The organism is Mannheimia haemolytica (assembly GCA_900638155.1).
Taxonomy (GTDB): domain Bacteria; phylum Pseudomonadota; class Gammaproteobacteria; order Enterobacterales; family Pasteurellaceae; genus Mannheimia; species Mannheimia glucosida.
Window position 1 is genome coordinate 1,030,469 of record LR134495.1, and the last position, 14,091, is coordinate 1,044,559.

Below are 14,091 nucleotides of genomic sequence, written 5' to 3' on the forward strand. Positions count from 1 at the left end.
ACCGCTTACGCTTCTCACGTTGAGAAGTCCTGACTTGTTATCAGAAAAGAGAATAATATGACTTTAAAATATGCCAAACCTGAGCTACTTTCGCCTGCAGGTTCTTTAAAAAATATGCGTTACGCTTTTGCTTATGGTGCCGATGCGATTTATGCAGGACAGCCTCGTTATAGCTTGCGTGTGCGTAATAATGAATTTAACCACGCCAATTTAAAAATTGCGATTGATGAAGCCCACGCCTTAGGTAAAAAATTCTATGTGGTGGTAAACATTGCGCCACACAACTCAAAATTAAAAACCTTCATTAAAGATCTCAAAGTTGTGGTAGATATGAAGCCGGATGCCTTGATTATGTCTGATCCGGGCTTGATTATGTTGGTGCGTGAAAATTTCCCTGAAATGGATATTCACCTTTCGGTTCAAGCCAATGCAGTGAACTGGGCAACGGTGAAATTCTGGCGTCAAATGGGGCTAACCCGTGTGATTTTATCCCGTGAATTATCACTTGAAGAGATCGAAGAAATTCGTGAACAAGTGCCAGATATGGAGCTTGAGATCTTCGTTCACGGTGCTTTATGTATGGCGTATTCAGGTCGTTGCTTGCTTTCAGGCTATATCAATAAGCGTGACCCAAACCAAGGCACTTGCACCAATGCTTGCCGTTGGGAATATAAAATGGAAGAAGGCAAAATTGATGAGGTGGGGCAAATTGTGCCTAAGTATGAGCCGGAAATCGAAGTAAAAAATGTAGCTCCAACCCTAGGCAATGGCGAAGCAACAGATAAAGTGTTCCTTTATACAGAATCACAACGCCCGGATGAGCAAATGACCGCCTTTGAAGATGAACACGGCACCTATTTTATGAACTCTAAAGATCTGCGTGCAGTACAACACGTTGAGCGTTTAACTCAAATGGGGGTGCATTCACTGAAAATTGAGGGGCGTACGAAATCGTTTTATTATTGTGCCAGAACGGCTCAGGTGTATCGTAAGGCAATTGATGATGCCGCAGCCGGTAAACCATTTGACGAGAGTTTGATGGATACGCTTGAAAGCCTTGCACATCGTGGTTACACAGAGGGTTTCCTACGCCGTCACACTCACGATGAATACCAAAACTATGAATATGGCTATTCGATTTCAGAACGCCAACAATTTGTAGGCGAATTTACCGGCAAACGCAATGCGGAAGGCTTGGCGGAAGTGGCAGTGAAAAACAAATTCTTAGTGGGCGATTCAGTGGAAATGATGACCCCTAAGGGCAACATTGTATTTAAAATCGAACGTATGCTTAACCGTAAAAATGAAAATGTGGAAGCCGCTCTCGGTGACGGGCATTTTGTCTTTTTAGATGTACCGGCAGATATTGAGTTAGAATTTGCTCTCTTAATGCGTAATTTGGTCAATACCAATACCCGCAATCCACATCAAGCGTAATGATGCGAGATAAACCACGGATTAAGGTTATTCCGTGGTTTTGTCTTTGAGGATATAGATTGCACAATTTTTGTTAAAAATAAACGCTTGTTCCCCCTTCTCGAACAAGAGAGGAACGATTTATTGGCGTATTTGTCTCTCTCCCCTTGTGGGAGAGAGACCGATAAAATTGCGTTCAGCAATTTTATCAGAGAGAGGGCAAGCGGTCGTTTTTTTGTAACAGTTTGCAATATTCCCCCTCTCCCTGATTTTTCTTCTGAACGAAGAAAAATCTGTCCCTCTCTCTCAAGGGGCGAGGGTTATGGTATAAGGAAAATAAATGCTACGTTTACTCTATATTTGTTTAAGTTATCTATTACAGCCTGTGGTTCTGCTATTAATGTGGTACAAAGGGCGTAAACAACCAGCTTATCGGAAACGTTTATGGGAGCGTTATGGGATTTATGACGAATCGGAAAAACCGAAAGCAAAAGGGGTGGTAATCCATGCGGCATCGGTTGGTGAGGTGATTGCTGCAACGCCTTTGATTAAGGCAGTCAGCAAGCAATATCCTGAACTTATGTTGATAGTCACAACGGTAACGCCAACAGGCTCTGAGCGTGTGCAAGCCGCTTTTGGTAATAGTGTTTCACATTTTTATTTGCCTTATGACTTACCTGATGCTATCGAGCGGTTTTTGAATTTTATCGATCCGAAATTGATAATTGTGATTGAAACCGAACTTTGGCCGAATTTAATTCGTAAAGTAAATATTCGTAAAATCCCATTTGTGATTGCCAATGCCCGCTTATCGCCACGTTCTGCGAAGCGTTATGGCTGGGTAAAAGGTAGCATTAAGGATATGCTCAACCAAATAAGCCTCATTATGGCTCAAGATGAGGTAAGCCGAGATCGCTATTTAGCACTCGGTTATGAGCCAGCAAAAATGGTTAATACCGGCAACCTGAAATTTGATTTAGAAATTACGCCACAGCTTCATCAATCGGTGATTAAAACTAAAGCTAGTCTGAATTTAACCGATAGACCGATTTGGATTGCGGGCAGTACTCACGAAGGGGAAGAGAAGCTGATTTTAGATGCTCATAAACTCTTATTAGAGCATTACCCGAATTTAGTGTTGATTTTAGTGCCTCGCCATCCGGAGCGTTTTGGTTTAGTTGAGCTACTGATTCAAAAATCAGATTTAAATTATGTAAAACGTACTGAGAATAAAACGTTAAGACAAAATACTCAAGTAATGTTAGGTGATACAATGGGGGAAATGATGTTACTGTATGGGTTGTCTGACATTGCTTTTGTAGGAGGCAGTTTGGTCAAACACGGTGGGCATAATCCGCTTGAGCCAATCGCTTTTAATATTCCGGTGGTTTCCGGGCTTTATACCTATAATTTCCCTGAAATCTTTGAGAAATTGCGTGAGGTGAAAGGCGTGATTGAAATTGAAAGTTCAGTCGAGGCTTTGACCGAGAGCATTCAATTATTGCTTAAGCAGCCCCAAATCGGACAAGAAATTGCAAAATCCGGCTTAAGCGTGTTACAGGAAAATCAAGGGGCATTAAAACGCCATTTGGATTTATTAGCCCCCTATTTAGAGAAATAAAATGAGTTATAACGTAATTTATGCAGGCACCTTTGACCCTATTACCAACGGGCATTTAGACGTAATTCGCAAAGCCTCTCACTTATTTGGCAAAGTAATTGTGGCGGTGGCTCAAAACCCAAGTAAGCAGCCGCTTTTTAGCCTTGAAGAGCGGGTGGAATTAGTCAAACAAAGTTGTTCTGAATGGCAAAATATTGAGGTGATCGGCTTTAGCGGATTACTGGCAGACTTTGCCAAACAGCAGAATGCCAAAGCGTTAATCCGTGGTATTCGTGGGGCAGATGATATTGACTATGAAATCCAACTCGCTCAGTTAAATTACAAATTATCGGGTGATTTAGAAACTATTTTTTTCCCCCCTTCAATAGAATGGCGTTACCTTTCTTCAACGATGGTAAGGGAAATCTATCGCCACAATGGTGACATCAGCCAATTTGTGCCGCAAGCAGTCAAAAATGCCCTAAAAATTGCAAAAGTGTAAGGAAATAAAATGGCTCAAAACGAACAAAATTTAATTTGGATCGATCTTGAAATGACAGGGTTAGATCCGGAAAAAGAACGCATTATTGAAATCGCCACCATTGTGACCGATAAGGATTTAAATATTTTAGCGGAAGGACCGGTACTTGCGGTACACCAAACCGATGATTTATTAGAGAAAATGAGTGATTGGTGCGTCAAAACCCATACCGCTAACGGGCTGATTGAACGAGTGAAAGCGAGCAAATTGACTGAACGGGCAGCAGAGTTGCAAACTTTAGACTTCTTAAAACGCTGGGTGCCAAAAGGCGCTTCTCCGATTTGCGGCAACAGCATTGCTCAAGATAAACGTTTTTTGTATAAATATATGCCTGATTTAGCCGATTATTTCCATTATCGCCACTTAGATGTGAGTACTTTAAAAGAGCTGGCACGCCGTTGGAAACCGGAGATTTTAGATAAATTCAGTAAAGGCAATACGCATTTAGCGTTGGACGATATTCGTGAATCCATTAACGAATTGAAATTTTATCGGGAACATTTTATTCAGCTAGACCAAAAATAATGACAGATTCTCTCTCTTTTTACTGCGAAGATGAAACTAAATTGCTGGAATTTGGTCAATCATTCGCGTTAGAACTTAAGAAATATTTATTGCAAGACCAAGCTCATTCGCTGGTTGTTTACCTAAACGGCGAACTTGGGGCAGGTAAAACCACCTTAACCCGCTCGATCGTACGGGCTTTCGGACATCAAGGCAATGTGAAAAGCCCGACTTATACGCTGGTGGAAGAATATCACCTTACGCCGTTTAACCTGTATCATTTTGATTTGTATCGCTTAGCCGATCCTGAAGAACTGGAATTTATGGGGATTCGTGATTATTTCAAACCCCAAACACTTTGTTTGCTGGAATGGGCAGTTAAAGGTAAAGGAATGATTCCAGAGGCTGATTTTGTGATCCAAATTGATTATAAGAATGACGGACGGCAGATTAGCCTGTTGCCGCAAAATCAAACTGCAGTAGATATATTAGTAAATTTTCATCAAAAATAGACCGCTTGTAGGGAAGGTAATGAAGCAAGTTATCAGATTTATTGTTTTTAGCACATTGAGTTTATTCAGTTTTTCCACATTTGCCAAAACCATTGTGGCGATTGATGCCGGACACGGGGGAAAAGATCCGGGGGCTATTGGTAAAAATCTGGGGATTTTGGAAAAAAGCGTTACCCTTGCAATTTCTAAAGAGCTAAAAGCCTTGTTAGATGCCGATCCTAATTTTAAAGCAGTGATGACACGCTCGGGAGATTATTTTATCCAATTACCGCAACGTACCGAGATTGCCCGTAAGCATCGTGCCGATCTGCTGGTTTCTATTCACGCAGACTCTTCGCCTCGTGGCGATTCCTTGAAAGGGGCTTCGGTTTGGGTACTTTCTAATAGCCGTGCTAGCGATGAAATGGGTAAATGGTTGGAAGACCACGAGAAGCAGTCGGAATTACTTGGCGGGGCTGGTTCGGTGCTTTCAAGTAATAATGAGCGTTATTTAAATCAAACGGTGCTGGATTTGCAATTTTCGCATTCTCAGCGTGCAGGCTATGAATTAGGCAAAAGTATTTTAGCAAAGATGTCGAATATTGCTGCATTGGCAAAATCTTCTCCTCAACACGCTAGTTTAAGTGTTCTGCGTTCGCCGGATATTCCGTCAGTATTGGTAGAAACAGGATTTTTGTCTAACTCAACTGAAGAGGCAAAACTAGCCAGTGCAAATTATCGTAAACAAGTTGCTCGGGCTATTTATAATGGATTAGTCGCTTATCGGGCAAAAAATGCAGTTGCTGGCTCTTCAGTCAGTAAAAAATCAGACAAAGAAGATAAGCAAAATAAGAAAGAGGAAAATAAAAAAGAGGAAAATAAAAAGCCTACTTCTGAAAAACAAGAGAACAATACGCAATCAGATAAGACAAAATTGAAAGAAAAGGGCAAAAAAGAGGATAAAAAAGAAGATTCGGCTAAAACCAATAAGAAAAAAGAGCAGCAAATAAAAGAAAAAACGGCTCTTGAGAAAGATCAAAAAAATCAGCCTACAAAATCAGACTCTCAAAGAGAAATTAAGGTGTCTAACAATGGCTACCATATTGTTCAGCAAGACGAAACTGTATATTCGATTGCTCGAGCTTATGGTACTACACCACAAAAAATTAGTGAGCTGAATAACCTGAAAAATTATCAGATCACGGTAGGTAAAAAATTGAAGGTGAAATAAATTGAAAGGCTGATGGAAATTTCCATCAGCCTTTGTTTTAAGGTACGGCTAAAATTCGGCAGTTACATAAATCATCACTTTCAAATTCAGTCACTTCCCCAGCACTCTTATTCGGAATTGGAAATAAACGTACTGTAAGCGGTTTATTTAGTCTAAATGCCATTGTGCCGGTATCTCGCATTAATGCGGCAATTTGTTCAACAGTGGCTTCATTGGAAATCGGTACGGTATCTAACCCAATGCCACAAACAGCACTATAAGTTAGTAAAGCACGAATGTCGAATTGGGCTTTGTGTGTGCCTGCGGCTAAGCCTAAATCTTCGGTTACTGCCAACATTAAACCTGAAAAACCGACAAGCGGTACATTTTTGATAGATTTAAAGACTTTTGTCAGAAGTGAAGAGGCTTCTACTGTTCCGGCTGCCCCAAAAAATGGTACGCCCATTAATTCATAAACTTCTGTCATTGAGGCACAGTTTTTTGACGGAGCAGCAGAACTATCAATGCCAGCAAAGGCAAATTGTAATTTGTGTTGCACCGATTTCACTGCTTCGAGGACTTCATCAATGTGATATTGTAAGGCTTGAGACATCGTTTCATAACATTGGCGATAAAAGTCGTTATGTGGACTGGCTTTCAGCTCTTTTAGTACCGCAACTAATAGATCCGGTGTTTCTAGACCTATCACAAAACTGTTAGGGAGCTTGCTTGAATGATAGCTTGCCGGAAAATAAGGAATAAAAGGTTTACAGTTAAAATTCACCGTAAAATTAAAATTGCCTTCACCTCTTGGGGTAATTTCAGCGATTTGTTTGATAATCTGAGCAGATTGTAAAATGGTTTCATTGTCTAAAATCCCAAATTCATCGGGTTCAATATTGACACAAGCGTTAGATAAATCACCATAATTTAAAATCAGCTCAGGCAGTAATGCTAATTCGCGGGGTGTTTTTGCCTCACCAATGGCAAAGCGAATGCGTAAACCGCTATCGTTAAGTTGGGTTAATAGCTGTTTAAGGTAGGCTAAATCCTGTTTCGCTGTTTCAATATTGGTGAGATCAAGGTATTCCCCAAAACTGTTGGTGACAATCCGAATCGATTGTATGTGGTAACCTTGTGTTTGAATGGCTGGAACTAACAGATCAAATTCCGCTTTTGCCGCATTTAATGCCGTTTCCCACTGCAATTTATCTTTGGTTAAACTCAGAAAAAGGGTAATGGTTCTTACCCGACAAAGGGCTTTATGTTGATAAGTTTGCATTGTTTCTCCTCTTTTTATTTATTATTGACGTTTTTTATATTCTAATGAATCTTTGCAAAAGATCCTAGAAAAATAACCGCTTGCAAGCGGTCATTTTTGATGGGAATTATGTTGCTAATAGTGCTGGGAGCTCAATCACGGCATAGCCAAAAATTACCAGTAGCACGATTAAGATGACCTTTTCAGCGGTTGAAAGGGTTAATCTGCCGTTGAATTTATAGTTGGAGTAGAGGAAAAGCAAAATTCCCGGTACATAAAGCACCACCGAAAGTAGCAAATATTCTAGCCCTGCGGCATAGACAATCCATAATCCGTAAAGGGCGGCGATAAAGCCGGTGAGTTTAATGTACCAAGCGGCGTTGGTTTGAGTCGCTAATTTGAATAAATAAGCCCCGATCAGGAAATAGGGAATTAAAATCATCGAGGTGGAAATCAGCAATAGGGTGTTATAGCTTTGCTCAAAAACAAACACCAGCACTAAGCAAAATTGCACGATAAAGCCGGTAAACCAGAGTGAGTTAATCGGCGTGCCGTTTTCATTCACTTTGTCTAAAATTTTCGGGAAAGCCCCGTTTTTTGAGCCACGATAAGGCACTTCTGCCGAATACATCGTCCAGCTAATGTAAGAGGCAAGCACCGATACAATTAAACAGGCAGTAATAATTACCTTACCGGTTGGTCCCATCATCGCATCAAGCAACGGCCCCATTGACGGATTTGCCATATTGGCGATGGTTTCTCGTGGCAGAATTCCGAGTGAAAGAATGGTAATTGCCACATAAAGAGCAAGTGCAATAATAATACCTAATACGGTTGCCAGCCCCACGTCGGAACGCTTTTTCGCGTGGGCCGAAAGCACCGATGCCCCTTCCACACCGGTAAATACCCATAAGGTGATTAACATTGTGCTTTTCACTTGGTCGCCTACGCTATTATTGAGGGCGGTGGCTTTAACGTCACTATTAAACAGCTCCACATCAAAATACCAAATGCCTAGCCCGATGAACAGAATGAGCGGGGCGACTTTCACAAAAGTGGCAATTAAGTTTACAAAGGCAGCCTCTTTGATACCTCCTGCGATGAGGGCATGAACCAGCCACACAATAATAGAAGAGCCAATAAAAGAGGCGAGGGTGTTTCCTTGCCCGAAAATCACGGTGTTCGGGTTGTCGGTAAACACGCCTAAACCTTCAAAAGCAACGGTGAGGTAGCCTACAATGCCAATGGTGGCACAGAGCCAATAGCCCCAAGCTGACATAAAACCCATCAGCTCGCCGAAGCCTTCTCGTGCGTAGGTATAAATACCGCCGTCTAAATCAGGGCGAAGGCGTGAAATAAAGAAAAATGATAAGCCCAAAAAGATAATGCCGACACCGGTAATTAACCAACCGATAGTAATGGCTTCCGCACCGGCTACTTCCGCCATATTTTGCGGTAAGCTGAAAATCCCCGAGCCAATCATTGAGCTTAGCACTAAGGCGGTGAGTGAAATTAATCCTATTTTTTTATTTGACATTCGATTTCCTTATTTTAAATTTTTTGCCAGCGTTTCAATATACTCAACCCCAATGCCGCAGCAGCCACCGATAATAGTTGCCCCTTGTTCCGTCCATTTTTTTGCCCAGCCTAAATAAGCCTCCGGGGTTAAATCTTGGCGAACTTCATCTAAACCGTCATTGGCGGTGGCATCTTTTGGTTGTGGAGCAAAGGCGTTGGCATAAGCTCCAGTGCGAATATGGGTAGCTTTTAATTCGGCTAAAGTTTTTTGGGTCACGCTTAACGCCTCGCCGATCACTTCAGGCTGACAGCAGTTAAATAAAATCGCTTGTACACCTAACTTCACCATTTCTTCGACTGCTTGTTTAACGCTTTCGCCCGAGCGAAGTTGTGGCTCGGTGGTTGGTTCATCATCGGTGAGGGTAAAAGAGACCCAAAGCGGGCGGTTGTCTTTCGGCAATAATGCTTTGATGGAAATCGGCTCAATAATCGCACTTTGGGTTTCGCAAAGCCAAATATCCACATAAGGCGAAAGCCCGTCAATTAAAGGCTGAGCGACTTCAGCAAAGCGTTCCATTTGAATTAAATCGGCACGATACGAGCCAAACATCGGCGGGAGAGAGCCGGCAATTTGAGTTGCAATATTTCCTGAATTTTTGACCGCTTGTTTGGCAAGGCGACCGGCCAAATCGGCAAGCATTTTGCCGTCTGCCGCAAAGCGTTTTTCGCCAATGTGAAACGGCACAACCGCATAGCTGTCGGTGGTAATCACTTCCGCACCGTGAGCGATAAAATCTTCGTGTACCGCTTGCACAAAATGCGGGCCTTCATAAAGGGCGGCGGCAGACCATTCCGGTTGATGAAATGGGGCATTGCGACGCATTAATTCACGGCTCATTCCGCCGTCTAGTATCGTGATGGGCATACTTTTTCCTGTAAGGTAAGTGATGAAAATATGGAGCGAGCAGTTTACCCGTTTTTTTCGGAATTACTTATAACTAAAACGTATAAATTAGATTTTTTGCAAAAAAATGCGAAAAAATGACCGCTTGTTATTCCAACATAAAATAAGAAAGCACCTGTTGAAGATTCGCTTGGACGCTGGTTGGGTCGAGTGGCGAGTCAGACATAATAATGTGTTCCATCATAGTAATGGAGAGCGTGGCAAATAGTTTGCCTTGAAACTCGACATCAGTAACACCACTGTGCGGTTGGCTTGAAACCACCTCAATATATTTCTTTTTTACTTCTGCTTGAATTTGTCGTTTTAAGCTTACTCGATGGGTGTCAATTTTCCACAATGTTTGCAGGGTGGTTTTCAGTGCGTTGATAATAGGAGCAGCTTTGAGGGCAAATTCCAACTTAGGGGTGTTAAAACGTTGCTCAAGAAGCGGAAAAAGCGATTCGGCTTTGAGCTTCTCAATAATTTCTGTGGCAAGAGCATCTTTATTTAAGTAGTGCTTATAAAAGGTGGAACGGTTAATGTTCGCTTTCTCTAAAATATCTTGCACCGTAATCTCACTATAATCACGGGTTTGCAGTATTTGCATAAAGGCAAGTTGAATGATCTCTTTGGTGCGGGTGATTCTTGGGTCTTGTTTTTTCATTTTTTGAGCCAAATAGCGATAAATAAGCAACATTTTATGCAGCTTTGTATGATTAGACAACATTTTATCGTTTTTTGGTTGTTGCTGACAGTCTATTATTTTTTTACACTTCAATAACAACATTAGTACAGAGGGATAGAGATGAAGAAATTATTACTTGCCACCTTGTTGGTTATTGCTGCCGGCGGGGCTTATTTATGGCACCAAATTAAAGGGGAGCAGACAGAACTCTCCGGCATTGCTTCGGTAAATGGGCGGCTTGAGTTAGAGCGTTTGGATATTGCCACTTTATATGCCGGAAGAGTGGAAGAAATGTATGTGAAAGAGGGGCAAAATATTGAGAAAAATCAACCGCTTGCACGGCTTTCTTCTACCCAATCACAAAACCAAGTAAATTCTGCCGAAGCTCAGATCTCTGCAGCTAAAGCTCAAGTGGAAAGTGCGAAGGCTCAAAAATTACGGGCATCGGAAGCGGTCGCTCGGGCAAATGCCGAAATGGCAGCTCAACAGCAGCAAGTCTCCGTAACTAAGTTAGAATTGGAGAATGCGAAAAAATTACGCCGTGAGAATTTGGTTTCAGCCAGTGAGCTAGACCGCCGTCAAGCGAGTTATAAAGCGGCATTAGCAGCAGTTGAAACGGCAAAAGCTGCGAAAGCAGAGGCTCAAGCGGCGGTAAATCAAGCTCAAGCCGGGGTTTCTCAAGCACAAGCCGGCGTGAGTCAGGCAGAAGCAATGGCAAGCCAAGCCACTTCACAAAACGATGATATGCTGATCCGCTCACCCATTGCCGGTAGAGTGGAATATCGAATTGTTGATGTCGGCAATGTAGTGGGTATGGGGGCGAAAGTAGTGAGTCTATTAGATACTACTGATGTGTATTTGAATGTGTTTTTACCGGCATATCAGTCTAACAGCCTGAAAATAGGCGAAGAAGCTCGAATTAAAATAGACGGCAGCGATTATGTTTTTCCGGCTCAAATCGGCTATGTTGCAAGCGATGCTCAATTTACGCCAAAGTCGGTTGAGACAATGGAGGAACGCACTAAATTAATGTTTAAAGTGAAATTACAACTTTCGGAAGAAATGGCAAAACAGTATGCCGGTTTTTTCAAGGGAGGTATGACGGCAATGGGTTATGTAAAATATGACCATAGTATTGATTGGCCTGAATCCTTGGCTGTAAAACTGCCGGAGAAAGAGTAAAAAATGACTGAACTTGCGGTTAAAATTGGCGATCTTCGGCATACTTATGGCAATACGGTTGCGGTAGATAATGTTTCTCTGGAAATTCCCAAAGGCAGAACAGTTGGGCTTATCGGGCCAGACGGGGTAGGAAAATCAACTCTACTTTCCTTAATTGCAGGGGTGAAAGTATTGCAACAGGGGCAGGTTTCGGTGTTTGGCTTGGATGTGTCTAAAAAGCAGGATCGGGAGCAACTTACCCATAAAATTGCATTTATGCCGCAAGGATTAGGCAAAAACCTCTATCTTACGCTGTCGATTTATGAAAATATTGATTTTCACGCCCGAATGTTCGGTTTATCGCCAAGCCAACGCAAAGCCCGCATTCAGCGTTTGCTGAAAGCCACAGGGCTGTTGCCTTTTGCCGATCGCCCTGCCGGTAAACTTTCAGGAGGAATGAAGCAAAAACTCAGCCTATGTTGTGCTTTGGTGCATAGTCCGGAATTACTGATTTTAGATGAACCTACCACTGGGGTTGACCCACTTTCCCGCCGCCAATTTTGGGAGTTGGTGGAAGCATTGCGGGCAGAAACGCCTGATATGACCGTGATTATCGCCACCGCCTATATTGATGAGGCAGAAGGCTTTGAATATGTGCTGGCAATAGATGATGGCAAGCTGATTGTCGATAAGCCCACCAAAGAGGTAATTACTCAAACCCATAGCCAAAATTTAGAGCAGGCCTACATTAAATTATTGCCGGAAGAAAAACGAGGAGCGGTAGAAGGCTTATTTATTCCACCTTTTACCCCGCCGGAAAATGAAGAACCTGTGATTGTGGCAGAAGGCTTGACCAAGAAATTCGGTGATTTTGTCTCGGTCGATAACGTCAGTTTTGTGATCCCCAAAGGGGAAATTTTCGGCTTTTTAGGCTCAAATGGCTGTGGTAAATCTACCACGATGAAAATGCTGACCGGTTTACTTGAACCCACAGAAGGCTCGGCATTGTTGCTTGGTCAGCCGATTGATGCAGGAAATATCGACACCCGCAAAAGGGTGGGCTATATGTCACAAGCCTTTTCCTTGTATGAGGAGCTGACAGTTCGAGAAAACCTTGAACTACACGCCAAGCTTTATCAAATCCCTCGCAGTGAGTGGCCTCGCTATGTAAATGATGCGATGAATCAGTTTGATTTAACCCATTTAGCTGATAGAAAACCGCTTGCGTTGCCGCTCGGCATTCGCCAACGCCTGCAATTAGCTGCAGCCTGTTTACACCGACCGGAAGTGTTGATTTTAGATGAACCAACCTCAGGGGTTGACCCGGCGGCTAGGGATATGTTTTGGGAATATTTAATTAAATTATCGCGAGAAGATCGCATTACGATTTTCGTCACGACCCATTTTATGAATGAGGCTGCTCGTTACGACCGTATCTCTTTTATGCACAGAGGTAAAGTGCTTGGCGTTGGCACGCCTGAAGAATTAAGGTTAGGTAAAAATGCCAAAACGCTTGAACAAGCCTTTATTATCTATTTGGAAGAGCAAGCCGATGAGGTAACAGCACCTTCGGCAGAAAATCAGGCTGAACAAGTTGAAAATCAACCGTTACAAGCGGTCAAAAATTCACAAAATTTTGCAAATGGCTTAAGTGTGATCTGGACATTTGCCGTGCGTGAGGGCAAAGAGCTGTTAAGGGATAATATTCGCTTATTATTTGCGTTGCTCGGTCCGTTAATTATGTTATTGGCAATGGGAGCTAGTATTTCATTTGATATTAAACCGCTTAATTTTGCCGTACTTGACCACGACAACAGCTCGGAAAGCCGCAAACTGATTGAAGCCTTTTCCGGTTCGCCTTATTTTATTCGTCAGGAAAATCTCTACTCCATTGATGAGATAAACCACCGCTTGCAAACCGGTAAGGCGAAATTGATTTTAGAAATTCCGAACGATTTCGGGCGGGATTTATTAGCACAACGTACACCGGAAATCGGCATTTTTATTGATGGGGCTTTCCCGATTACAGCCGAAAATTTACAAGGCTCAGCGAAGGGAGCGATTGGGCAGTATATTCAAGAAATGCTAAGAAAAAACGGCATTAGTGCCAATATACGCTCTGCCACCGAGCCAAGAATGATTTATAACCAAGATTTCAAAAGCGTATTTGCTATGACGCCCGGTATCATTATGTTGGCAATGATGCTAGTGCCACCGATGATGACCGCTCTCAGTGTAGTGAGAGAGAAAGAGATGGGAACGATTATGAATCTTTATGGCTCGCCGGCGTCTCAATTTCAGTTTTTGCTGGGAAAACAGTTACCTTATATCGCTCTTTCTTTTATCAGCTATTTAATTATGGTGCTGGCAGCAATTTTTGTTTTCGGTGTGCCGATTAAAGGCTCGGTAGCGGCGATGTTTTTAGGCGTGTTGCTGGCAATTTGTGCTTCTACCGGTTTTGGCTTGCTAGTGTCGAGTTTTGTAAAATCGCAAGTGGCAGCCATATTTGCCGCGGCTATTATTTCAATGGTACCGACCATTAATTTTTCGGGAATGATGTATCCGGTATCACGGCTTGATCAAAATGTGCAGTTAGTGACTAAAATTTTCCCCGGCTCGTGGTTTCAACAAATCAGCTTAGGTGGCTTTACCAAAGGGCTTGGATTTACCGATTTTATTCAGCCTTATGTTGCCTTAATCGCGATTTATGTGGTTTATCTAACCTTAGCGACCTTTGCGTTGAAAAAACAGGAGAAATAAT

General features: G+C 42.4%; 12 protein-coding genes. 8 read left to right on the forward strand and 4 right to left on the reverse strand.

The annotated features are described in order from the left end of the window. The first annotated feature begins 57 nt into the window (after positions 1-57). The 6 genes from yegQ to EL242_RS05295 all read left to right on the forward strand — a co-directional run bounded on the left by yegQ (position 58) and on the right by EL242_RS05295 (position 5,783). Positions 58-1,437, forward strand: coding sequence for a tRNA 5-hydroxyuridine modification protein YegQ (gene yegQ, locus EL242_RS05270; RefSeq protein ID WP_126301786.1), 1,380 nt, complete (start codon positions 58-60; stop codon positions 1,435-1,437). Between the two features lie 319 nt (positions 1,438-1,756). Continuing rightward, positions 1,757-3,037 (forward strand): lipid IV(A) 3-deoxy-D-manno-octulosonic acid transferase, encoded by a 1,281-nt coding sequence (gene waaA, locus EL242_RS05275; RefSeq protein ID WP_126301787.1) that lies wholly within the window; start codon positions 1,757-1,759, stop codon positions 3,035-3,037. 1 nt (position 3,038) lies between these two features. Next, positions 3,039-3,518, forward strand: coding sequence for a pantetheine-phosphate adenylyltransferase (gene coaD / locus EL242_RS05280; RefSeq protein WP_126301788.1), 480 nt, complete (start codon positions 3,039-3,041; stop codon positions 3,516-3,518). Between the two features lie 9 nt (positions 3,519-3,527). Continuing rightward, the gene (gene orn, locus EL242_RS05285; protein WP_006247846.1) at positions 3,528-4,082 is read left to right on the forward strand and encodes an oligoribonuclease; all 555 of its coding nucleotides are present in this window, start codon (positions 3,528-3,530) and stop codon (positions 4,080-4,082) included. Continuing rightward, positions 4,082-4,573: a tRNA (adenosine(37)-N6)-threonylcarbamoyltransferase complex ATPase subunit type 1 TsaE gene (gene tsaE / locus EL242_RS05290; RefSeq protein ID WP_126301789.1), complete on the forward strand. Its 492-nt coding sequence runs from the start codon at positions 4,082-4,084 to the stop codon at positions 4,571-4,573. The genes orn and tsaE overlap by 1 nt, the downstream gene beginning before the upstream one ends. A 19-nt stretch (positions 4,574-4,592) precedes the next feature. Then, a complete protein-coding gene (locus EL242_RS05295) occupies positions 4,593-5,783 on the forward strand; it encodes an N-acetylmuramoyl-L-alanine amidase (protein ID WP_126301790.1) in 1,191 nt (396 codons plus the stop codon). A 37-nt stretch (positions 5,784-5,820) separates the two neighbouring features. On the opposite strand, the gene EL242_RS05300 is transcribed toward EL242_RS05295, so the two are convergent. The 4 genes from EL242_RS05300 to EL242_RS05315 form a co-directional block, all read right to left on the reverse strand. Next, complete coding sequence (locus tag EL242_RS05300; protein WP_126301791.1) at positions 5,821-7,044, reverse strand: DUF711 family protein; 1,224 nt, start codon at positions 7,042-7,044, stop codon at positions 5,821-5,823. 106 nt (positions 7,045-7,150) lie between these two features. Further along, a complete protein-coding gene (locus EL242_RS05305) occupies positions 7,151-8,560 on the reverse strand; it encodes a basic amino acid/polyamine antiporter (protein ID WP_126301792.1) in 1,410 nt (469 codons plus the stop codon). A gap of 9 nt (positions 8,561-8,569) precedes the next feature. Further along, positions 8,570-9,466, reverse strand: a complete 897-nt coding sequence (locus tag EL242_RS05310; protein WP_126301793.1) for a homocysteine S-methyltransferase family protein — start codon at positions 9,464-9,466, stop codon at positions 8,570-8,572. 127 nt (positions 9,467-9,593) lie between these two features. Then, positions 9,594-10,181 (reverse strand): TetR/AcrR family transcriptional regulator, encoded by a 588-nt coding sequence (locus EL242_RS05315; protein ID WP_232019699.1) that lies wholly within the window; start codon positions 10,179-10,181, stop codon positions 9,594-9,596. A 108-nt stretch (positions 10,182-10,289) separates the two neighbouring features. On the opposite strand from EL242_RS05315, the gene EL242_RS05320 reads away from it, so the two are divergent. Both EL242_RS05320 and rbbA read left to right on the forward strand, forming a co-directional pair. Beyond that, positions 10,290-11,351: an HlyD family secretion protein gene (locus tag EL242_RS05320; protein ID WP_126301795.1), complete on the forward strand. Its 1,062-nt coding sequence runs from the start codon at positions 10,290-10,292 to the stop codon at positions 11,349-11,351. Between the two features lie 3 nt (positions 11,352-11,354). Beyond that, the gene (rbbA, locus tag EL242_RS05325; protein ID WP_126301796.1) at positions 11,355-14,090 is read left to right on the forward strand and encodes a ribosome-associated ATPase/putative transporter RbbA; all 2,736 of its coding nucleotides are present in this window, start codon (positions 11,355-11,357) and stop codon (positions 14,088-14,090) included. Position 14,091: the final 1 nt, after the last annotated feature.